This window comes from Mycobacterium sp. 94-17 (assembly GCF_035617725.1).
Classification (GTDB): Bacteria; Actinomycetota; Actinomycetes; order Mycobacteriales; family Mycobacteriaceae; genus Mycobacterium.
On the sequence record NZ_JAPIYN010000022.1, the window covers coordinates 16683 to 38118 of the forward strand.

General features: G+C 68.8%; 22 protein-coding genes and 1 pseudogene. 12 read left to right on the forward strand and 11 right to left on the reverse strand.

Annotation, left to right across the window (positions count from 1 at the left end; translation table 11 throughout):
- The first annotated feature begins 10 nt into the window (after positions 1–10).
- From usfY to OQ789_RS21290, 3 genes are all read left to right on the forward strand, one after another.
- Positions 11–322, forward strand: a complete 312-nt coding sequence (usfY, locus tag OQ789_RS21280) for a protein UsfY (RefSeq protein WP_324688143.1) — start codon at positions 11–13, stop codon at positions 320–322.
- 326 nt (positions 323–648) lie between these two features.
- Positions 649–1080: an ATP-binding protein gene (locus OQ789_RS21285; protein WP_324688145.1), complete on the forward strand. Its 432-nt coding sequence runs from the start codon at positions 649–651 to the stop codon at positions 1078–1080.
- The gene (locus tag OQ789_RS21290) at positions 1077–1865 is read left to right on the forward strand and encodes an RNA polymerase sigma factor SigF (RefSeq protein ID WP_324688146.1); all 789 of its coding nucleotides are present in this window, start codon (positions 1077–1079) and stop codon (positions 1863–1865) included. Before OQ789_RS21285 ends, OQ789_RS21290 begins: the two co-directional genes overlap by 4 nt.
- On the opposite strand, the gene OQ789_RS21295 is transcribed toward OQ789_RS21290, so the two are convergent.
- From OQ789_RS21295 to OQ789_RS21325, 7 genes and pseudogenes are all read right to left on the reverse strand, one after another.
- Positions 1836–2252, reverse strand: coding sequence for an STAS domain-containing protein (locus tag OQ789_RS21295; protein WP_324688147.1), 417 nt, complete (start codon positions 2250–2252; stop codon positions 1836–1838). The two genes, OQ789_RS21290 and OQ789_RS21295, sit on opposite strands and share 30 nt — an antisense overlap.
- Positions 2253–2464: 212 nt before the next feature.
- On the reverse strand, positions 2465–4261 hold the full coding sequence (locus OQ789_RS21300) for an acetyl/propionyl/methylcrotonyl-CoA carboxylase subunit alpha (protein ID WP_324688148.1): 1797 nt from the start codon (positions 4259–4261) through the stop codon (positions 2465–2467).
- Positions 4262–4394: 133 nt separating this feature from the next.
- Positions 4395–4814: a SufE family protein gene (locus tag OQ789_RS21305; RefSeq protein WP_324688149.1), complete on the reverse strand. Its 420-nt coding sequence runs from the start codon at positions 4812–4814 to the stop codon at positions 4395–4397.
- Between the two features lie 10 nt (positions 4815–4824).
- Positions 4825–5715 carry a sulfurtransferase gene (locus OQ789_RS21310; protein ID WP_324688150.1) on the reverse strand — a complete coding sequence of 297 codons (891 nt, stop codon included), beginning with the start codon at positions 5713–5715 and terminating at the stop codon, positions 4825–4827.
- A 115-nt stretch (positions 5716–5830) separates the two neighbouring features.
- Positions 5831–6463, reverse strand: coding sequence for a nucleoside triphosphate pyrophosphatase (locus OQ789_RS21315; protein WP_324688151.1), 633 nt, complete (start codon positions 6461–6463; stop codon positions 5831–5833).
- Positions 6460–6722 (reverse strand): annotated as a pseudogene (locus tag OQ789_RS21320) (acyl-CoA carboxylase subunit epsilon). The gene OQ789_RS21315 and the pseudogene OQ789_RS21320 overlap by 4 nt, the downstream one beginning before the upstream one ends.
- A 23-nt stretch (positions 6723–6745) precedes the next feature.
- On the reverse strand, positions 6746–8395 hold the full coding sequence (locus OQ789_RS21325) for an acyl-CoA carboxylase subunit beta (RefSeq protein WP_324688153.1): 1650 nt from the start codon (positions 8393–8395) through the stop codon (positions 6746–6748).
- A 217-nt stretch (positions 8396–8612) separates the two neighbouring features.
- On the opposite strand from OQ789_RS21325, the gene OQ789_RS21330 reads away from it, so the two are divergent.
- The 3 genes from OQ789_RS21330 (at position 8613) to OQ789_RS21340 (ending at position 11756) form a co-directional block, all read left to right on the forward strand.
- The gene (locus OQ789_RS21330) at positions 8613–10178 is read left to right on the forward strand and encodes an FAD-binding protein (RefSeq protein WP_324688154.1); all 1566 of its coding nucleotides are present in this window, start codon (positions 8613–8615) and stop codon (positions 10176–10178) included.
- Between the two features lie 17 nt (positions 10179–10195).
- On the forward strand, positions 10196–11032 hold the full coding sequence (locus tag OQ789_RS21335; RefSeq protein ID WP_324688155.1) for a biotin--[acetyl-CoA-carboxylase] ligase: 837 nt from the start codon (positions 10196–10198) through the stop codon (positions 11030–11032).
- Between the two features lie 205 nt (positions 11033–11237).
- Positions 11238–11756: a PH domain-containing protein gene (locus OQ789_RS21340; RefSeq protein WP_324688156.1), complete on the forward strand. Its 519-nt coding sequence runs from the start codon at positions 11238–11240 to the stop codon at positions 11754–11756.
- Here OQ789_RS21340 and OQ789_RS21345 read toward each other — a convergent pair.
- Positions 11711–12391 (reverse strand): GtrA family protein, encoded by a 681-nt coding sequence (locus OQ789_RS21345; RefSeq protein WP_324688157.1) that lies wholly within the window; start codon positions 12389–12391, stop codon positions 11711–11713. The genes OQ789_RS21340 and OQ789_RS21345 overlap by 46 nt on opposite strands.
- A 110-nt stretch (positions 12392–12501) precedes the next feature.
- Between OQ789_RS21345 and OQ789_RS21350 the strand changes: the two genes are divergently transcribed.
- From OQ789_RS21350 to OQ789_RS21375, 6 genes are all read left to right on the forward strand, one after another.
- A complete protein-coding gene (locus OQ789_RS21350) occupies positions 12502–13797 on the forward strand; it encodes a 5-(carboxyamino)imidazole ribonucleotide synthase (RefSeq protein ID WP_420716168.1) in 1296 nt (431 codons plus the stop codon).
- 18 nt (positions 13798–13815) lie between these two features.
- Positions 13816–14349, forward strand: a complete 534-nt coding sequence (purE, locus tag OQ789_RS21355) for a 5-(carboxyamino)imidazole ribonucleotide mutase (protein ID WP_324688159.1) — start codon at positions 13816–13818, stop codon at positions 14347–14349.
- 16 nt (positions 14350–14365) lie between these two features.
- Complete coding sequence (locus tag OQ789_RS21360) at positions 14366–15535, forward strand: acyl-CoA dehydrogenase (protein ID WP_324688161.1); 1170 nt, start codon at positions 14366–14368, stop codon at positions 15533–15535.
- A gap of 223 nt (positions 15536–15758) precedes the next feature.
- Positions 15759–16904: a PP2C family protein-serine/threonine phosphatase gene (locus OQ789_RS21365; RefSeq protein ID WP_324688162.1), complete on the forward strand. Its 1146-nt coding sequence runs from the start codon at positions 15759–15761 to the stop codon at positions 16902–16904.
- Positions 16901–18502, forward strand: a complete 1602-nt coding sequence (locus OQ789_RS21370; protein ID WP_324688163.1) for a sensor histidine kinase — start codon at positions 16901–16903, stop codon at positions 18500–18502. The genes OQ789_RS21365 and OQ789_RS21370 overlap by 4 nt, the downstream gene beginning before the upstream one ends.
- Positions 18499–18942, forward strand: coding sequence for a response regulator (locus tag OQ789_RS21375; RefSeq protein WP_324688165.1), 444 nt, complete (start codon positions 18499–18501; stop codon positions 18940–18942). Before OQ789_RS21370 ends, OQ789_RS21375 begins: the two co-directional genes overlap by 4 nt.
- 23 nt (positions 18943–18965) lie before the next feature.
- Here the strand turns inward: OQ789_RS21375 and pstA are convergent, their stop codons facing one another.
- From pstA to OQ789_RS21390, 3 genes are all read right to left on the reverse strand, one after another.
- Positions 18966–19814 carry a phosphate ABC transporter permease PstA gene (gene pstA / locus OQ789_RS21380; RefSeq protein WP_324688166.1) on the reverse strand — a complete coding sequence of 283 codons (849 nt, stop codon included), beginning with the start codon at positions 19812–19814 and terminating at the stop codon, positions 18966–18968.
- Between the two features lies 1 nt (position 19815).
- Positions 19816–20829 (reverse strand): phosphate ABC transporter permease subunit PstC, encoded by a 1014-nt coding sequence (gene pstC / locus OQ789_RS21385; protein ID WP_324688233.1) that lies wholly within the window; start codon positions 20827–20829, stop codon positions 19816–19818.
- A gap of 73 nt (positions 20830–20902) precedes the next feature.
- Positions 20903–21436 (reverse strand): substrate-binding domain-containing protein (locus tag OQ789_RS21390; RefSeq protein WP_324688167.1); only part of this gene is annotated, 534 nt, incomplete at its 5' end.

Consider the following 21436-nt stretch of genomic DNA (forward strand, 5'->3'; position numbering starts at 1 on the left):
AGGAGCAGCTATGGGAGACACCTATCACGACCCCGTCGACCATCTGAGGACAACGCGGCCGCTCGCCGGCGAGTCGCTGATCGACGTCTTGCACTGGCCCGGGTACTTCTTGGTCGTCGCGGGCGTGATCGGGAACTGCGGCAGCCTGGCGGCGTTCGCCAGCGGACATCACCACGCGGGCGTGACGGCGGGGATCGTCGCCGCCATCGCCGCCGTGCTGGGGCTGGTCTGGCTGGCGGTGGAGCACCGCCGGATTCGCCGGATCGCCGACCGCTGGTACACCGAACATCCGGAGGTGCGCCGCCAATGGCCGGCCAGTTAGGGCCGGTCGTCAACTAACCGGCCGCGCGGCCTCGATCACCGCTTTTGTGTGGGTGACCTGCCCCGACGCGTGTCGTGTGATTTTTCGCATGAAGCCCGAATCGCGAGATTACGGCTGCGAAGTTGTGGGTATCAGGTGTGCACCATGGGAGACGAAATCACGTATTCGCCGATAGAGCTGACCCCCTATGTACATGCCTAGTGTGATGACCACCGCGACCGCAGGCCCAATACCCGGCGGCGATTGTGACTGACCGGCTCGAACGCGAGGTCCACGGCGGACTGCGGAGCAGTAGTAGTGTCAGTCAAACATTGCCGGGAGACCATATGAATGACGCGGGATCGCATAGGCGTCCGCGCGGCCATCGCGCCGTGGAACTGCACCTGGCGGCGCGGCTCGAGAACCTCGCCATGCTGCGCACCCTGGTCGGTGCCATCGGCACCTTCGAGGACCTGGATTTCGATGCGGTGGCCGACCTGCGGCTCGCGGTCGACGAAGTGTGCACCCGGTTGATTCGTTCGGCCACTCCCGACGCGACGTTGGTCGTAGTGGTCGACCCGCAGGATGACCAGCTGGTGGTGGAGGCTTCCGCGGCATGCGACACCCATGACGTGGTGGCGCCCGGCAGCTTCAGCTGGCATGTGCTGACGTCGCTGGCCGACGACGTCCAGACCTTCCATGACGGTCGCGAACCCAATGACACCGGCAGTGTTTTCGGCATCGCACTGACGGCGCGAAGGGCGGCCTCCAGCAGGTGACAGCGCGAGCTGCCGGTGGTTCGGTCTCACGGCCGAACGAGTACGCCGATGTCCCGGAGATGTTCCGTGAGCTGGCCAAGTCCGCGCCCGACTCCATGGAATTTCAGCGTCAACGGGACAAGATCGTCGAGCGCTGCCTGCCGCTCGCCGATCACATCGCGCGCCGCTTCGAGGGCCGCGGCGAGCCGCGTGACGACCTGGTTCAGGTGGCGCGCGTCGGGCTGGTCAACGCGGTGGTCCGCTTCGACGTCGACGCCGGCTCGGACTTCGTCTCCTTCGCGGTGCCGACCATCATGGGCGAGGTCCGCCGCCACTTCCGCGACAACAGCTGGTCGGTCAAGGTCCCGCGGCGGCTCAAGGAGCTGCACCTGCGGCTGGGCACCGCCACCGCCGACCTGTCGCAGCGGCTGGGCCGGGCGCCCACCGCGACCGAACTCGCCGCCGAGCTCGAGATGGACCGCGAAGAGGTGGTCGAGGGCCTGGTGGCGGGAAGCTCCTACAACACCTTGTCCATCGACAGCGGCGGGGGCAGCGAGGAGGAGGAAGCCCGCGCGATCGCGGACACCCTGGGCGACGTCGATACCGGCCTGGACCGGATCGAGGACCAGGAGTCGCTACGTCCGCTGCTCGAGGCGCTGCCCGAGCGGGAACGGACGGTGCTGGTGCTGCGATTCTTCGAGTCGATGACGCAGACGCAGATCGCCGAGCGGGTCGGCATCTCCCAAATGCACGTGTCGCGGTTGCTGGCGAAGTCGCTAGCGCGGCTGCGTGACCAGCTGCAGTAGCGGCCGGGGCGCTTCTTCCACCCGCAGCAGTTCCAGCAGCGGTTCGGCCCGCGGCGTGGTCACCGGCAGGGTCCCGTCCGGGTCGCAGACCCGCAGCAGCCTGTCGACCACCGGGCTCGGCGCCATGGCCCACGACACCTGGACGGCCGAGCATGCCACGTTGATCCGGTGCAGGGCCGAAAACCCGGCCGTGCCAATGAAGTTCAGACCACGCAAGTCGAGGATCACCCGCCGGGAGCGGGGGGTGCTCTGCTGCACGTAGGCGACCAGCTGATCCGCGTTGGCCGCGTCGAGCTCGCCGTCGACCGTGATCAGGGTGCCCGTCGGGCCCCGGCGGGCGGTGAATTGTGCTGTGCGGCTTTGTTGCCACGAGTGAGCCACAGACATCGCTGACTCCGTCCAAGTGCGGAAGGTTCCTGCGGTGAACACGTCAGCGGTGTGAAAAAGGTTCGGAGAAAGGGTGAATTCCGCCTACCCCCACAGGGCTGACTTCTTTCGGCGGCTGTGAACTCAACCTTGTCCAAAACCCTACCCGCGACGCGCAGGGCCGACAACGCCGTCTGCGAAAACGTTGCCTGAGAAAACTCCCAGCCGCGGATTTACTTGATCTCGGCGAGCACCGTGCCCTGAGTGATGGCGGCGCCGGCCTCGACCGCAAGCCCGGTGATGACGCCGTCCTTGTGCGCGGTCACCGGGTTCTCCATCTTCATCGCCTCGAGCACCACCACCAGGTCGCCCGCGGCAACCTCCTGGCCTTCCTCGACGGCGACCTTGACGACGGTGCCCTGCATCGGCGCGGTGACCGCGTCGCCGGAGGCGGCCGCACCGGCGTGCGCCCCACGCTTGCGCGCCTTGGGCTTCTTGCGGATGACGCCGGCCGGGTCGGCGGCGCCCCCGTTGGACAGCGCCAGGTCGCCCGGCAGCGACACCTCGAGCCGGCGCCCGCCGACCTCCACGACCACCTTCTGGCGCGGCCGGGCGTCCTCGTCGTCCAGCGGCTCACCGCCGGTGAACGGTTCGACGGTGTTGTCCCACTCGGTCTCGATCCAGCGGGTGTGCACCGAGAAGCCGTCCCCGTCACCGATGAACGCCGGATCACTCACTACGGCGCGGTGGAACGGGATGACGGTCGCCAGGCCTTCGACGTGGAATTCGTCCAGGGCCCGGCGGGAGCGGGCCAGCGCCTCCTCGCGGGTGGCGCCGTACACGATCAGCTTGGACAGCATCGAGTCGAACTGTCCGCCGATCACCGAACCGGCCTCGACGCCGGAGTCCAGCCGGACACCGGGCCCGGTGGGGATGTCGTAGCGGGTGACGGGGCCGGGCGCGGGCAGGAAGCCGCGGCCGGCGTCCTCGCCGTTGATCCGGAATTCGATGGCATGCCCGCGGGGCGTGGGGTCCTCGCTGATGTCCAGCTTCTCGCCGTTGGCGATCTTGAACTGCTGCAGCACCAGGTCGATGCCAGCCGTCTCCTCGGTCACCGGGTGCTCGACCTGTAGGCGGGTGTTGACCTCCAGGAACGAGATCAGCCCGTCCTGGCCGACCAGGTATTCGACCGTCCCGGCGCCGTAGTAGTGCGCCTCCTTGCAGATCCGCTTGGCCGACTCGTGGATCTCCTTGCGCTGCGCGTCGGTCAGGAACGGCGCCGGCGCCTCTTCCACCAGCTTCTGGAAGCGGCGCTGCAGCGAGCAGTCCCGGGTGCCGGCGACGACGACGTTGCCGTGCGTGTCGGCGATCACCTGTGCCTCGACGTGGCGGGGCTTGTCCAGGTAGCGCTCCACGAAGCACTCCCCGCGGCCGAACGCGGCGACGGCCTCACGGGTCGCCGACTCGAACAGTTCGGGGATCTCCTCGATCGTGCGGGCCACCTTCATGCCGCGGCCGCCACCGCCGAAGGCGGCCTTGATGGCGATCGGCACGCCGTACTCCTTGGCGAACGCCACCACCTCGTCGGCGTCCTTCACCGGGTCGGGCGTGCCGGGCACCAGCGGTGCCTGCGCGCGTGCGGCGATGTGGCGGGCGGTGACCTTGTCACCGAGGTCGCGGATGGACTGCGGGCTGGGCCCGATCCAGATCAGTCCGGCGTCCAGCACCGCCTGGGCGAAGTCGGCGTTCTCCGACAGGAAGCCGTAGCCGGGGTGGATGGCGTTGGCGCCCGACTTTGCTGCCGCGTCAAGGATTTTCGCGAAGTCCAGGTAAGACTCCGCCGACGTCTGACCGCCCAGCGCGAAGGCCTCGTCGGCCAGGCGCACGTGCGGCGCGTCGGCGTCGGGCTCGGCGTACACCGCCACGCTGGACAGGCCCGCGTCGCGGGCCGCGCGGATCACCCGGACGGCGATCTCGCCGCGGTTGGCGACGAGCACCTTGGAGATCCTCGAGCTGGCGTGAGTAGCCACTGCGCCTCCTGTTTGGCTGTCCACAGACGAATTTCTGCGGGCTTCTCTAAGAGAATTTCTTACAACGAGTTCTCGGGAAGTCTAAGCGCCGCGCCGTTCGGCCCGACGAGGCGGTCCGGATTTTTGGGGATTTTCAGGCACTCTCGCGCAGTCTGCGCTTGATGCGGGCGAGCATCGCCGACAAGCCGCGCAGCCGCAGCGGACTGATCAGGGCGGCCAGCCCGAGGTCGGCGTAGAAATCCTCGGGCACCGCCAGGATGTCGGCTGCCGGTTGCCGGTCCAGGCCGGCGGCCAGAATCGCCGCGAACCCCCGCGTGGTAGGCGACTCGGCGGGCGCGCTGAAGTGCAGCCGCACCCGCTCGGGGTCGCTGGCGTCGACGTGCAGGAACAGCGGGGTCTGGCATTCGGGCACCGGCTCCATGGCCGCCTGTCCCAGGTCGGCCGGCAGCGCCGGAAGCTCGTTGGCGAACTCGAGCAGCAGCGCCAGCTTGTCCTGGCCCTCGACCTCAGCGAAGTCTGACACCACTTCGGCCAGCGGCGCGGGCATGCTCATCGCGGCGCCATCAGACTTCGACGGCGCCCGGCTCTTCACCCGCCACGATCGGCGTGCGCACGGTGTTGCCCCACTCGGTCCACGACCCGTCGTAGTTACGCACCCCGGGCTTGCCCAGCAGGTGCGTCAGCACGAACCAGGTGTGGCTGGACCGCTCGCCGATGCGGCAGTACACGACCGTCTGGTCGTCGGGTTGCAGGAAGCCGTAGAGCTCCTCGAGTTCCTCGCGGCTGCGGAACCGACCGTTCTCGTCGGCCGCTTTGGCCCACGGAATCGACCGGGCGGTGGGGATATGGCCGCCGCGCAGCACGCCCTCCTCGGGGTACTCCGGCATGTGCGTGCGCTTGCCGGTGTACTCGTCCGGCGAGCGGACGTCGATCAGCGGCTGCCTACCCAGAATGCCCAGCACGTCGTCCTTGAAGGCGCGGATGGGCTCATCGTTGCGGGTGACGACGGGGTAGCCGCTGGACGTCCCGGTGGGCACGTCCAGCGTGGTTTCCCGGCGTTCGGCCAGCCACAGGTCACGGCCACCGTTGAGCAGCCGCACGTCGGGGTGCCCGAACAGGGTGAACACCCACAGCGCGTAGGCGGCCCACCAGTTGCTCTTGTCGCCGTAGATCACCACGGTGTCGTCGCGCGCGATGCCCTTGCGGTCCATCAGCGCGGCGAATTGTTCGCCGTTGATGTAGTCGCGCACGCGCGGGTCGTTGAGGTCGGTGTGCCAGTCGATCTTGACCGCGCCGGGGATGTGACCGACGTCGTAGAGCAGCACGTCCTCGTCGGATTCGACGATCGCCAGGCCGGGGGCGCCCATGTTCGCGGACAGCCAGTCGGCGGTCACCAGTCGTTCGGGGTGGGCGTAGGCCGCCAGAGATGGGTTCGGATCGGGGGGTAATGCCACGCTGCCGAGCCTACCGTCGGTGCCGCGGGTGTGGCCGTGGGCACCGCCGCGGTCAGTCGCACGTCGGCGCCCAACCACCCGCCAGCCGTGTACCTAACCTCTCAGGTCAGTACAACTAGTTTGCGGCCCACAGCGCCGACACCGACAGCCCGGCCCGCCCCAGCAGCGTCCGCAGCAGCGGCAGGCTGACACCGATCACGTTCGACGGGTCGCCGTCGATGCCGTCGACGAACCAGCCGCCCAGGCCGTCCAGGGTGAAGCCGCCCGCCACCTGCCACGGTTCGCCGTGCGCGACGTAGGCCCGCAGGTCCGCGTCGGTTGGGCTGGCGAAATGCACTGTGGTACAGCGTGATTCGACTTGGCGGTGGGTGATGGTGCCGTCGGTCAGCCGCAGCAGGCAGTGCCCGGTGTGCAGGTCGCCGGAGCGGCCACCCATCCGCCGCCACTGATCGGCAGCGGCATCGGCCGATCCGGGTTTCCCGTACAGCCGGCCGCCGAGGAACAGCATCGAATCGCAGCCGACGACAACGCAATCGGCCGCGACGCCGCCATCCAGCTCGCCCGCCACCCGCTCGGCCTTGGCCCGGGCCAGGGCGCATACCACGTCGCCCGGCGACGCGTCAGCGCCCAGCGCGGCGGTGACGGCATCCTCGTCGACGCCGGAGACCACCACCAGCGGGTCGATCCCGGCGCGGCGCAGCACCTCGAGCCGGCCTGCCGAGGCCGACGCCAGCACCAGGCGGGTCAATGCCTCATGTGGGTCATCTGCTGGAAGGTGAGCCGCTGATAGTTGGACATCGGGAAACGCAGCCGGTCGACCGGGAGGCCCCAGCGGGTGCTCTCGGGCTGTTCGGGCTCCGGCGCAGCGCCGGCGCAGCCCAGGACCGCGACCAGCGCGGCCACCTCGTCGGCGGTCGGCTCGCCCTTGACGATCTGGATGTGCGGCTCGTGCGGGTGGTCTTCGTCGCTCACAGTGCCCAATTGTTCGCCTCAGTCCCGTCGGTCACTGCGTTCGTTCCGCTCGTTCGGCTCACAGCGGTATGTTCCCGTGCTTCTTGGGGGGCAGGTGGGAGATCTTGCGCTCCAGCAGCCGCAGCGCCGTGCCGATGTAACCCCGGGTGTGCGACGGCGGGATCACCGCGTCGACGTAGCCCCGCTCGGCGGCGACGTACGGGTTGACCAGGGTGTCCTCGTACTCCTGCTGCAAGTTCAGCCGTAGCGCGTCGACGTCCTCGCCGTTCGCGGCGGCTTCTTTGAGCTTCTGGCGGTAGACGAAGCCGACCGCGCCGGACGCGCCCATCACCGCGATCTGCGCCGACGGCCACGCCAGGTTGACGTCGCAGCCCATGTCCTTGGAGCCCATCACGCAGTAGGCGCCGCCGTATGCCTTGCGGGTGATGACGGTGATCTTCGGGACCGTGGCCTCGCCGTAGGCGAACAGCAGCTTGGCGCCGCGGCGGATGATGCCGTTGTATTCCTGGCCCGTGCCCGGCAGGAAGCCCGGGACGTCCACCAGCATGATGATCGGGATGTTGAAGCAGTCGCAGGTCCGCACGAACCGCGCCGCCTTCTCCGAGGCGTTGATGTCCAGGCAGCCGGCGAACTGGGTGGGCTGATTGGCCACGATCCCGACCGGCCTGCCCTCGACGCGACCGAACCCGACGACGATGTTCTGCGCGTAGCCGCCCTGGATTTCCAGGAACTCGTCGTCGTCGAGGATGCGGGTGATCACCTCGTGCATGTCGTAGGGCTGGTTGGGCGAGTCGGGGATGAGCGTGTCCAGCTCGAGGTCCTCGTCAGTCAGGTGGTCCTCGATGGCCCCCGGCGGATGCGGCTCGGCATAGCGCGGCGGGTCGGTGGCGTTGTTGGGCGGCAGGTAGCCGAGCAGGTCGCGCACCCACTCGAAGGCGTCCTGCTCGCCGGAGGCGACGTAGTGCAGCGTGCCCGACTTGGCCATGTGGGTGTGCGCGCCGCCCAGCTCCTCCATGGTGACGTCCTCACCGGTGACGGTCTTGATGACGTCGGGCCCGGTGATGAACATCTGGCTGGTCTGGTCGACCATCACCACGAAGTCGGTCAGGGCCGGGGAGTACACGTGCCCGCCCGCGGCCGCGCCCATGATCAGCGAGATCTGCGGGATGACGCCCGAGGCCAGGATGTTGTTGCGGAAGATCTTGCTGTACAGGCCCAGCGAGACGACGCCCTCCTGGATCCGCGCACCGGCGCCGTCATTGATCCCGATCAGCGGGCGGCCGGTCTTGATCGCCAGCTCCTGGACCTTGACGATCTTCTCGCCGTACACCTCGCCGAGGCTGCCGCCGAACACCGTGGCGTCCTGGCTGAAGATGCACACGTCGCGGCCGTCGACGGTGCCGTAACCGGTGATCACGCCGTCGCCCAGCGGCCGGTTGCTCTCCAGGCCGAAGTTCTTGCTGCGGTGCCGGGCCAGCGCGTCGAGCTCCACGAACGAGTCCTCGTCGAGCAGCGCGAGGATGCGCTCGCGGGCGGTCAACTTGCCCTTGGCGTGCACCTTCTCGACGGCCTCTTCGCCCACCGGGTGCAGCGACTCCTCGCGGCGCTTGTGCAGCTCGGCGAGCTTGCCCGCGGTGGTGTGGATGTCGATGCTGTGCTCGCTCGCAGGCTCTGCGGTATGAGAAGAGTGGTCGGTAACGCTCGTCATGGGAGTCGAGCTTAGCGGCGCGGGCCACCGGATTCGTTGGAGGCCCTTAACAAGCCCTTAAGTAAGCCGATGCGGTCGCGCCCACTACGAGTCGCCAAGGACGGGGCGGGCCACGATATCGATGAGTGCGGCCCGGGCCCGGGCGCGATTTGGTGTCTATTCCGCAGTTGCCCATGATGGTCAAAAGGTTTCGAGTCATGGTTGCGGGGACTGCGTGGTGGACTGGGCTGAGGAACATGACGTGCTGGTCGCGGGGTCCGGCGGCGGCGGCGTCACCGGCGCGTACACCGCGGCACGCGAAGGCCTCGAGGTGCTGCTGGTCGAGGCGACCGACAAATTCGGCGGCACCACCGCCTACTCCGGCGGGGGTGGGGTCTGGTTCCCGTGCAATCCCGTGCTGAGGCGGGCCGCCGCCAATGGCGCCGACGCCGCCTTCGACGACACCATCGAGGACGCGCTCACCTATTACCACGCGGTGGTCGGCGACCGCACGCCCCGCGAGCTGCAGGAGACCTACGTCCGCGGCGGCGCGCCGCTGATCGAGTACCTCGAGGCCGACCCGAACCTGAAGTTCGTGCCGCTGCCCTGGCCCGACTACTACGGCAAGGCACCCAAGGCGCGCCTGGACGGCCGGCGCCACATCGCCGCCAAACCATTGAGGGTGGCCGCCGCCCCCGAATGGCGCGCGGCGATCCGCGGCCCGTTGGACACCGACCGGCTCGGCGCCGAACCACCCGACGACTACTACGTGGGCGGCCGCGCGCTGATCGCGCGGTTCCTCAAGGCCATCGGGCAGTACCCGACGGCGTCGCTGCGGCGCGACACGGCCCTGGTCGAGCTGGTCGTCTCCGAAGGCCGCGTCACGGGTGCGATCGTCGAGACCGCCGGCGAGCGACGCGCCGTCCGCGCGCGCCGCGGGGTGCTGCTGGCCGCCGGGGGCTTCGAGAACAACGAGGAGCTGCGGCGGCGCTACGGCGTGCCCGGAACGTCGCGAGACACCATGGGCGGCCCGGGAAGTCGCGGCCTGGCACTGCAGGCCGGCGTCGCCGCGGGCGCCGACACCGACCTGCTCGACCAGGCCTGGTGGTCACCCGGCATGACCCATCCCGACGGCCGGTCCGCGTTCGCGCTGTGGTTCACCGGCGGCATCTTCGTCAACCAGGACGGCAACCGGTTCGTCAACGAGTCCCGCGCCTACGACCGGGCCGGCCGCGAGATCATCGCCCAACTGCGCGACGGCTCAATCACGTTGCCGTACTGGATGATCTACGACGATAAGGAAGGCGAGGTGCCGCCCGTCAAGGCCGCCAACGTCACCATCGTCGAGACGGAAAAGTACGTCGCGGCCGGTTTGTGGCACACCGCCGACACCCTGGAGGAGCTGGCCGACGAGATCGGTGTCCCGGCCGGCCGGCTGGCGGCAACCGTGGCCCGGTTCAACGAGTTCGCCGCCGCCGGCGTCGACGAGGATTTCGGCCGCGGCGACGAGGCGTTCGACCGCGCGTTCTCGGCGGGCGCGTCGCCGCTGGTGTCCATCGACTCGCCGCCATATCACGCCGCCGCGTTCGGCATCTCCGACCTGGGCACCAAGGGCGGCCTGCGCACCGACACCGCGGCGCGGGTGCTCGACAGGTCCGGCAATCCCATTCCCGGCCTGTACGCGGCGGGCAACACCATGGCGGCCCCCAGCGGCACCGCGTATCCCGGCGGCGGTAATCCGATCGGAACCAGCATGCTGTTCAGCCATTTGGCCGTCATGGACATGCGCGACCGTCGCCCCTGAGTCCTAGGCTCGGTGTTGTGACGGAACGGGATCGGCTTCGAACGCCGTTGGACGAGAGCGCATTGCGCGCCGAGTTGATCGGCACCGGGCTGGGCTGGCGCAGGCTCGATATCGTCGAGCAGACCGGCTCCACCAACGCCGACCTGCTGGAGCGCGCGGCGTCGGGCGACGACGTCGCGGGTGCGGTGCTGATCGCCGAGCATCAGACCGCCGGGCGCGGGCGGCACGGCCGCGGCTGGTCGGCCACGCCGCGCGCCCAGGTCACCATGTCGGTCGGCGTCAGCGTCGTCGACGTCCCGACCACCGGGTGGGGCTGGCTGCCGCTGGCCGCCGGGGTCGCGGTGGTCGACACCGTGACGCCGCTGCTGGCCGGGACGGGAGCGCAGGCGGGCCTCAAATGGCCCAACGACGTGCTGGCCGGCCCGCGGGAATCACCGGGCAAGCTGGCCGGGATCCTCGCCGAGGTGGCCAAGCCCGTCGTCGTTATCGGCTTGGGGCTCAACGTGACTCAGTCCGCCGACGAGATCGACGGCCCCGGTGCGACGTCGCTGCTCGACCTGGGCGTCGCCGCGCCCGACCGCACCCGGCTGGTGGCCGGCCTGCTGACCGAGCTGGGACGGCGAATCGTGGCGTGGCGCGCGGCGCGGGGGGCCGACTGGTCGCTGGCCGCCGACTACCGGGCGCGCAGCCTGACCATCGGCACCCGGGTGCGCGCCCACCTGCCCGGCGGCAAGCAGGTCGAAGGGACCGCCAGCGCCGTCGACGATCAGGGCAGGCTGTGCCTGGAAGCGACGGGGCCAGGCGGCGGGCAGACCGTCGTCGTCGCGGCAGGCGACGTGGTGCACTTGCGCTAGCCCGAGGGCGGCGACCCGCTGCGCCCGGCTTCGCCGCGCTTGCGATCGCCGCTGCTAGCCCGAGGGCGGCGACCCGCTGCGCCCGGCTTCGCCGCGCTTGCGATCGCCGCTGGTAGCCCGAGGGCGGCGACCCGCTGCGCCCGGCTTCGCCGCGCTTGCGATCGCCGCTGGTACCCCGGGGCGTCGCGCGGCTAAGGTCGGCGCCATGGGCTACCCGGATAACGTCCTGGCCGCCGGCGAACACGTCATCGTGCATCGCCACCCGCACTGGAAGCGGCTGATCTGGCCGGTGTTGGTGCTCATCCTGGTGACCGGGCTGGCCGCGTTCGGTTCCGGATACCTCAACTCGACGCACTGGAGCCAGCTGGCCAAGAACATCATCTACGGGGTCATCTGGGGCGTCTGGCTGGTGATCGTGGGCTGGCTGACGCTGTGGCCGTTGCTGACCTGGCTGACCACCCATTTCGTGGTGACCAACCGGCGGGTGATGTTTCGGCACGGCGTGCTGACCCGCACCGGCATCGACATCCCGCTGGCCAGGATCAACAGCGTGGAATTCCGCGACCGGATCACCGAGCGCATGCTGCGCACCGGGACGCTGATCATCGAATCGGCGTCACAAGACCCGTTGGAGTTCTACGACATTCCGCGGCTGCGCGAGGTGCACGCGCTGCTGTATCACGAAGTCTTCGACACCCTGGGTTCCGAAGAATCGCCCAGTTGACCCGGCCGGCCTGCCCCGCCGGACCTGTTGCGCCAGGCGCGCAGCAAGGTGACGTTGCCGTTTTGCAGGCCGTCCTCCATCGCGTCCTCGAAGATCTCGGCGATCCCGCCGGCGGTGAGGGCGGATTCCAGCGCCTTCTCGGGGTCGCGCGCGAACTGGTCGGGGAACACCCAGCGCCGGAACGCCCAGAACCGGAACGCCATCTGGAGCAAATTGCCGATGATGTAGGCGGAGATGAAGTCGGCGACGTTCTCCACCGCCAGCGACACCGTCGGCTCGCGCAGTTGCAACACGTAGCTGGAGAACCACAACGGCGCCATGGACAGCAGAACCCCGACGCCGCTGAACGCGAAGAACAGCAGCGCCTCGTGGTGGCGCTCGCGCCCGCCGCGGTTGCGGAAGCTCCACTCCCGGTTCAGCACGTAGGACGCGATGACCGCGACAATGCCGGCGATCACCTTTGCCGTCACCGGTTTCGATTCCAGAATTGTCAGCTTCAGCGTGTAGAAAATCGCCGAGTCGATGACGAATGTGGTTCCGCCGACGATGGCGAATTTGATCAGTTCGTGGTGGCGCTGCAAATAGGGCTGCATAACCCTAGGTAGACGCGCGATCGTGGCTTCGGCGAAGGACACAACACGTCAGTGTACGGACGGACACAAATTCGGCGCAAAATCGTACATAACAATTCGGCGTCGGCCCCGGTCAACACGCCTTTAGCGCGAGTTTGTCGTGCCGTGACACGATGATGCGCGTGCCGAGTACACGCCCGCCGGGCGCCGCCCCCCTCGAAACGCGCCCCGCGGCCCCCCGGACCGCGCCGCGCGTCGTCCCCGTGGTCGCGATGGTCGGCGGCGGTCAGCTCGCGCGGATGACGCATCAGGCGGCGATCGCCCTGGGCCAGACCCTGCGGGTGCTGGCCACCGCCGCGGACGACCCGGCCGCGCTGGTCGCGCCCGACGTCGTGATCGGCTCACACACCGACCTCGACGCCCTGCGCGGGGTGGCCGCGGGCGCCGACGTGCTGACCTTCGACCACGAACACGTGCCGAACGACCTGCTCGAGGCGCTGGTCGGCGAGGGTGTCAACGTGGCGCCGCCGCCCCAGGCCCTGGCGCACGCGCAGGACAAGCTGGTCATGCGCCGCCGGCTGGAGGCCCTCGGCGTTCCGGTGCCCCGCTACGCCGAGATCGCGCGTATCGACGACCTCGACGCCTTCGCACGGCGCATCGCCGGGCCCGTGGTCGTGAAGGCGGTCCGCGGCGGCTACGACGGGCGCGGCGTGCGGATGGCGCGCGACTCGTCGCACGCCCGCGAGATCGCGGCCGCCTTCCTCGCCGATGGGGTGCCGGTGATGGCCGAGGAGCAGGTGGATCTGCGCCGCGAACTATCCGCCCTGGTGGCGCGGTCACCGTTCGGCCAGGGCGCGGCGTGGCCGGTGGTCGAGACGGTGCAGCGGGACGGGATCTGCGTGCAGGTGGTCGCGCCCGCGCCGGAGCTGTCCGCACCGCGCGCCGCAGCCGCGCAGCAGCTGGCGTTGCGGCTGGCCGCCGAACTCGGCGTGGTCGGCGTGCTGGCCGTCGAGCTCTTCGAGACCGCGGGACCCGACGGGGGCGAACTGCTGGTCAACGAGCTGGCGATGCGCCCGCACAACTCCGGGCACTGGACCATGGACGGGTCGCGCACGAGTCAGTTCGAGCAGCATCTGCGCGCGGTGCTGGACTATCCGCTCGGCGATACCGACGCCATCGCGCCGGTGACCGTGATGGCCAACGTGCTGGGCGCCCCCGAAACCCCACGGATGAGCGTCGACGAGCGGCTGCATCACCTGTTCGCGCGGATGCCCGACGCCCGCGTCCACCTCTACGGCAAACAGGAACGTCCCGGTCGCAAGGTCGGGCACATCAACTTCGTCGGCTCCGACCGCGACAGCGTGGGGAAGCTGCGGGAACGCGCCGAGTTGGCGGCACACTGGTTGTCACACGGGCGATGGGCGGACGGATGGGATCCACACGCCCGCGACGATGCGCGAGCCATGTGATGAGGAGGAGCGGCGTCAATGACGGCGAGTGAGCGGGCACATGACGCGCCTCGGGTCGGGGTGATCATGGGCAGCGACAGCGACTGGTCGGTGATGGCCGACGCCGCCGCCGCGCTGGCCGAGTTCGACATCCCGCACGAAGTCAGGGTCGTCTCGGCGCACCGCACGCCCGGGGTGATGTTCGACTACGCGCACGACGCGGCCGGGCGCGGCATCGAGGTGATCATCGCCGGGGCCGGGGGATCCGCGCACCTGCCCGGCATGGTCGCGTCCGCGACGCCGCTGCCGGTGATCGGTGTGCCGGTGCCGCTGGCGCGCCTGGACGGCCTGGACTCGTTGCTGTCGATCGTGCAGATGCCCGCCGGGGTCCCGGTGGCCACGGTCTCCATCGGCGGCGCGCGTAACGCGGGCCTGCTCGCGGTGCGCATCCTCGGGTCGTCGGACCCGGCGCTGCGCGCGCGCATCGTCGAGTTCCAGGGGCGGCTGGCGGACAGCGTGCGGGCCAAGGATGAAGCGCTGCAGCAGCGTCAAGGTAAAGTTACCGGCGAGTAGTAATTAGGAGGCCGAGATGGCTGGATGGGCCGGACACCCCGATTTCGATCTGTTCCAACTGCCCGAGGAGCACCAGGAGTTGCGGGCCGCGATCCGCGCGCTGGCGGAGAAGGAGATCGCCCCGCACGCCGCCGACGTGGACGAGAACTCGCGGTTCCCCGACGAGGCGCTCGAGGCGCTGAACGCCTCCGGGTTCAACGCCGTGCACGTGCCCGAGGAGTACGGCGGGCAGGGCGCGGACTCGGTCGCTGCGTGCATCGTGATCGAGGAAGTCGCCCGCGTCGACACGTCGGCGTCGCTGATTCCCGCCGTGAACAAGCTGGGCACCATGGGCCTGATCCTGCGCGGTTCAGACGAGCTGAAGAAGCAGGTGCTGCCGTCGATCGCGGACGGCACCGCCATGGCGTCCTACGCGCTGAGCGAGCGCGAGGCCGGCAGCGACGCGGCGTCCATGCGGACCCGCGCCAAGGCCGACGGCGACGACTGGATCCTCAACGGCGCCAAGTGCTGGATCACCAACGGCGGCAAGTCGAGCTGGTACACCGTCATGGCGGTGAGCGACCCGGACAAGGGCGCCAACGGCATCTCGTCGTTCATGGTGCACAAGGACGACGAGGGCTTCACCGTGGGGCCCAAGGAGAAAAAGCTCGGCATCAAGGGCTCGCCGACCACCGAGCTGTACTTCGAGAACTGCCGCATCCCGGGCGACCGGATCATCGGCGACCCCGGCACCGGATTCAAGACCGCGCTGGCGACGCTGGACCACACCCGGCCCACGATCGGCGCCCAGGCCGTCGGCATCGCCCAGGGCGCATTGGACGCGGCCATCGCATACACCAAGGACCGCAAGCAGTTCGGCCGCCCCGTCAGCGACAACCAGGGCGTGCAGTTCATGCTCGCCGACATGGCCATGAAGGTCGAGGCCGCCCGGCTGATGGTGTACCACGCCGCCGCCCGCGCCGAGCGCGGCGAGTCCAACCTGGGCTTCATTTCCGCGGCCTCCAAGTGCCTGGCCTCCGACGTCGCGATGGAAGTCACCACCGACGCGGTGCAGCTGTTCGGCGGGGCCGGCTACACGGTCGACTTCCCCGTCGAGCGAATGATGCGTGACGCCAAGATCACTCAGATCTACGAGGGCACCAATCAGATTCAGCGCGTGGTGATGTCGCGGGCGTTGCTGCGCTGAGCGTCTTTCGGCGATGTCGTTGCGGAAAGCGCCGCCCCACCCCTTAGGATCTGCACTCGGTGCGTGAAGTCGACACCGGCGGTCGGTAAACAGTCACCGACTCGCGTCTTGTCGCGGCAAGGGGGTCTGCGGTGCAGAACCTGACTTCCCGTCTCCGTCCACAGATGGCCGGGAATTGATACCGACGCGCGCGCCGATCGCTCCGACGGCGAGTCGGCAGTCATTGTCGTTGCTGTTGGTCGAGGACGACCGCGCCGACGCGGTGCTGGTGGAAGACCTGGTCAACGATGCGGTCGCCGGCACCCGGGTGGTGTGGGCGCAGTCGATGGCACATGCCGAGCGCGAGCTGGGATCCGCCCGGCCCGACTGCGTGCTGCTGGATCTCAACCTGCCCGACGCCAGCGGGATCGACGCGCTCAACCGCGTCGCCGAGCTCGATGCCACCGTGCCCATCGTGGTGCTGACCGGGCTGAATGACGAGTACTTCGGGGCTTCGGCGGTGGCCGCCGGCGCCCAGGACTACCTGGTCAAGGGCCGGGTCGAGGCGGACATGCTGCGCCGGGCGGTGCTGTACGCAATCGAGCGCAAGCGCGCCGAGTTGATCGCCGCCGACCTGCACGCGACCCGACTGCGGGCCCGGGAGAACGCGCTGCTGGAACGCGGCCTGCTGCCCTCGCCGCTGCTGCTGGAGCGCCCGGGCGTGGACATCGTCGCCCGATACCGGCCGAGCCGCGAGGACGCGTTGCTGTGCGGGGACTTCTACGACGTCATCCAGACGCCGGACCGGGTCGTGCACGTGCTGATCGGCGACGTCGCCGGACACGGTCCGCACGAGGCCGCGCTGGGCGCGGCGCTGCGGATCGCGTTCCGCGCGCTCACCTTTGCCGACGTGCGCGGGGTCGACCTGATGCGCCAGCTCGAGCGGGTCCTGTATTCCGAGCGAACCGAGACGGGGATCTTCGCGACGGTGCTGTCCCTCGAGATCGCGCCCGACAGCGCGCGGGTCCGCGTGGTGCGCGCCGGCCATCCGCCGATGCTGGTGCAGACGACGGGAACCGTGGAGTGGTACGAGCCGGCGGGCGGCCCGGCGCTGGGCCTGTGCGCCGACGACTGGCCGTCCGAAGAGCTGGAGCTGCCCGCCGGGAGCGCCCTGCTGTTGCTGACCGACGGGCTCTTCGAGGGCTATTCGGGCCAGGGCGCGCAACGGCTCGGCGAGGACGGCCTGCTCGCTCTCGCCCGCGCGCACGCGAACAAGCCCGGCCCGGCCTTCGTCGACGCGTTGATCAACGGCGCCCAGGCGCTCGCCGAGCCGCGCGGCGGCCTGACCGACGACATCGCCGTCCTGCGCGTCGAGCGGACCACCACGTGACGGCACCGCGCCCGCTGCGGTTCACAGACCTCACCGTGCGGGGATGGCTGGCGCTGGTGCTGTGGGTGATGGGCGCGACGGTGCTGGTCGGGGCGTTGGTCGGCACCGCGCTGCTGCATCGCACCGACGAGGTGTCGCGCCAGACGGCCGAAAGCATCCAGCCGGCGCGCGTCGCCGCGGCCCGCTTGCAGGGGGCGTTGGGCGACCAGGAGACGGGCATGCGCGGCTACCTCATCGCCGCCGACCGGCAGTTCCTCGCGCCGTATTACGACGGGCAGCGCACCGAACAGGCAGCCGCCGACGAGATTCGGCGTCTGGTGGGCGGGCGCGCGGAACTGATCGCCGATCTGGACGCGGTCCAAGCCGCCGCAGCCGACTGGCGGACGACCTACGCCGAGCCGTTGATCGCCGACGTGGCCCCTAGAACGCCTTCCTACATCAGCACCCGCACCGCTGACCTGGGCAAGAACAAATTCGACCATCTGCGTGAGCTTTTCGAGACGCAGAGCACGCACCTGACCGCCGCCCGAGCCGAGGCCATGCACGAGGTCAACGAGATCAACCGCTGGCGCGACTGGGTGCTGGGCGCCACGGTGCTGATCGTGCTCGGGACGGCGCTGCTGCTGGGCCTGGCCAGCCGCGCCGCGGTCACCCGGCCGATCGCGGCGCTGGCCGCGTCCTGCCGAAGTATCACCCAGGGCAACTTCGGGGAGACGATCTCACCGCCGCGGCGGCCCAGCGACATCCGCAACATGGCGATCGACGTGGAGAACATGCGCAAGCGCATCGTCGACGAGCTCGAGGTGTCGCGGTCGGCGCAGGCGCAACTGGACGAGCAAACCGCCGAATTGCGGCGATCCAACACCGAACTCGAGCAGTTCGCCTACGTCGCATCGCACGATCTGCAGGAGCCGCTGCGCAAGGTCGCGTCCTTTTGCCAGCTGCTGGAAAAGCGTTACGGCGACCAGCTCGACGAACGCGGCATCGAATACATCGGATTCGCGGTCGACGGGGCCAAGCGCATGCAGGCGCTGATCAACGACTTGCTCACCTTCTCGCGGGTCGGCCGGCTGGGCACCACCGAAGCCGTGGTGCAGCTCGATGCGGCGCTGGATGCCGGTCTGGCGAACCTGGCCACCGCGATCGAGGAAACCGAGGCGGAGATCGTGCGTCCCGCGCAGCCGCTGCCGCGGCTCGTCGGGGACCCGATGCTGCTGACGATGCTGTGGCAGAACCTGATCGGCAACGCGATCAAGTTCCGGCACAAGGATCGCCGACCGCACGTCGTCATCGAATGCGAGCCGGGCACCGGCGCCCATGACGGCCAATGGTTGGTGAGCGTGGCCGACAACGGCATCGGCATCCCGGAGGAATTCTCCGACAAGGTCTTCGTGATCTTTCAGCGGCTGCACGGCCGCGACGTGTACGCCGGAACCGGTGTGGGCCTGGCACTGGTCAAGAAGATCATCGAGCAGCACGGCGGCACGGTTCGCATCGACACGTCCTACACCGACGGAACCCGGTTCGAGTTCACCCTGCCCGGTGCCAAACCCGTCGACGAAACAGACTCGATCGCTGTGGAAGGAGCGCATCAATGACGACACCAGAGGGCCGGGCGATCGACATCCTGCTCGTCGAGGACGACCCGGGCGACGAGCTCATCACCCGGGAGGCGTTCGAGCACAACAAGCTCAAGAACAGGCTGCACGTCGCCCACGACGGGGAGGAAGGCCTCGACTACCTCTACCGGCGCGGGAGGTTCGCCGAGGCGCCGCGGCCCGACCTCATCCTGCTCGACCTGAATCTGCCCAAGTACGACGGCCGCCAGCTGCTGGAGAAGGTCAAGTCCGACCCCGAGCTGGCGCAGATCCCGGTCGTGGTGCTCACCACCTCCTCGGCGGAGGAGGACATCCTCAAAAGCTACAAGCTGCACGCGAACGCGTACGTCACCAAACCCGTTGACCTGGACCAGTTCATGAAGGCCGTCCGCCAGATCGACGAGTTCTTCGTGCAGGTGGTCCGTCTGCCGGGCGGCTGAGCGCGCGGAACCGCCCATGATGATTAGGCCGATTCCGAGTGCCGCCGGGCGAACCAGGTGATCAGCCGCCCGAGGATGATCAGCAGGAACACGAATACGATCAGCAGGAACGCTGCGTCGTAGGACAGAGCGCGAGCCGTCTTCGACGGCAGGTTGTAGAACGTCCAGATCGGGTAGGTCAGGTAACCGACGGGTGAGCCGGTGAGCTGTCCGGTCGGGGCGGAGTTCGACCAGCCCGCCGTGTAGAGCATCGGCGCCGTCTCGCCGACGGCTAGGGCGAGCGCTACCAAAAGGCCGGTGACGATTCCGGGGATTGCCGATTTGAGCACGATTTTGCGGAGGGTCCAACCCGGTGGCAGCCCGAGCGCCTCGGCTCCCTCCCGGTAGGAGGTCGGCACCTGCGACAGCGCCGACTCGGTGGCCTTGGCGATGTACGGAATACTCATGGCCGAGAGGGTCAACACTCCCGCCGCGAGGGAGAATCCCCAGTGGAACGTCACGACCAGCGCCAGATAGCCGACGTAGCCGAGCACGATAGACGGGATGCCGGACAAAACCTCGTAGGCGGCGCGCAGGATGGATCGCGTTCTGCCGCGGGCGAATTCGGACAAATAAATCCCCGTCAACACGCTCACGGAGCCCCCCCCCAGCATGACCCCGACGCCGACGACAACCGTGCCGATGACTGCGTTGCGCAGGCCACCGCCATTGCCGCGTGTGTTGTCCACCAGCACAGACCATTTGAACACCGGCAGCGCGCGGCCGACGACTTCGAACATCATCCACAGCGTCGGCACGACCACCACCGCCAAACAGCACGTGCAGGCCGCCCAGAACAGCGTGTTGACGATCTTGCGCCGCGTCACGCTCACCTCAGACACCTCGTCCCACTGGTAGTGCGGTTCCTGACACCCTGCGCACCATCGCCCGGGCCGCCACGTTCGTCAGCAACGTGATCAGCATCAGCACCAGGGAAACCTCGGCGAGGGTCTTCACCGCGAAGTCAGTGAAGTCGGTCATCGCCGAATCCAACTGCGACACCACGGTCGCGGCGATCGTGGTCATAGTCGCGTAGATGTTGGTGGGCATCGCACCTAACACCGCTCCGGACACCATGGCGACCGCCATCGTCTCTCCCAATGCACGTCCGAGCCCGAGGACCACCGCGCCGACGATGCCGCTGGACACCCACGGCAGGGTGACTCTTCGCGCACACTCCCAGTCGGTCAATCCCAGCGCGATCGCACCCTCACGAGGCAGTACGGGCACCTGTCGGATCAGGTCACGGGTGGTGCTGGCGATGATGGGAATGACCATCACCGCCAGCACCAGACCGGACACCAACATGCCCTCCCCGTTACCGGGGTCGCCGCGCAAATAGTTGAGCAACGGCACATCGGGGGCGTTACGGGCGATCACCGGAGCGACGTGGTGGGCGACAAACGGCCCGAACGTCATTGCGCCCCAAAGGCCGACGATGACACTGGGGATGCCGGCGAGCAATTCGAGCACCATCCCGATAACCGACGCGACACGCCTGGGCAACCGCTCCACGATCACCAACGCCGCGCCAAGCGACACCGGCACCGCAATGATCAGGGCGATCGCGGAGGTCGCCAGCGTCCCGACGATGAGCGGCAAGGCTCCGTAATAGGCACCGACCGGATGTCGGACGCCGTGGCTGACGACGGCGTCGCCGTAGGTGTTGCCAAGGTTCCAGTCGGTGGCGGTAAAGAAGTGCAGCCCGTTGACCCGGATCGCCGGCAACGCCTCGAGAAGCAGCGTCGTCAGCACGAACAGCAACACGAGCAGCGGAATCACCGCGCTTACCACACCCAGCCAACGTACGGCCAGGCCCGACCGGCTCGCGCCACGAATCCGGTCCAGCCCGCGCCGCACGGAGGTCTCGCGGTGGTGCCCCTTAGGTGTCGAGGAGTTGGTAATCACGACCCGACGGGAGCTACTGGCCGGTGATCTTGGCGATCTGGGCGTCCGATAACTTCACCACCTGGGCGGGCAGCGGCTGGAAGTGGACTTTGTCCAGGAACGAGGTGCCGTTGCCGTCGGTGATCGCCCAGTGCAGGAAGGCCTGCAGTGTCTGGGCGGTGGCGCTGTCGCGCTGGCTGCTGTTGACGATGGCGTACTCGTAGTTGACGATCGGGTACCCGTCCGCGGCCGGGCCGTTGATCAGTGAGATGGCCTGGTTCGCCGGCGTCGTCGACGCGAAGCCGGCGGCCTCGGCCTGGATGCTTCGGGCGTCGGGCAGCAGGTATTTGCCGGATGCATTTGCCAGCTGCGCCTCACCCAGTCCCTTTTGCTGGGCTTGATCCAGGAAGCTGATGCCGATGTACGCCAGGCAGCCCGGTGTGGTCGCGCAGCCGGTCACCATGCCGCCATTGCCGTTCTCGCCCAGCGCGCCGGGCACCGCCGGGAAGTCGACGGTGGTGCCGAAACCCGGTGACTTGCCCCAGCCGTCGGGGTCCTGCTTGGACAG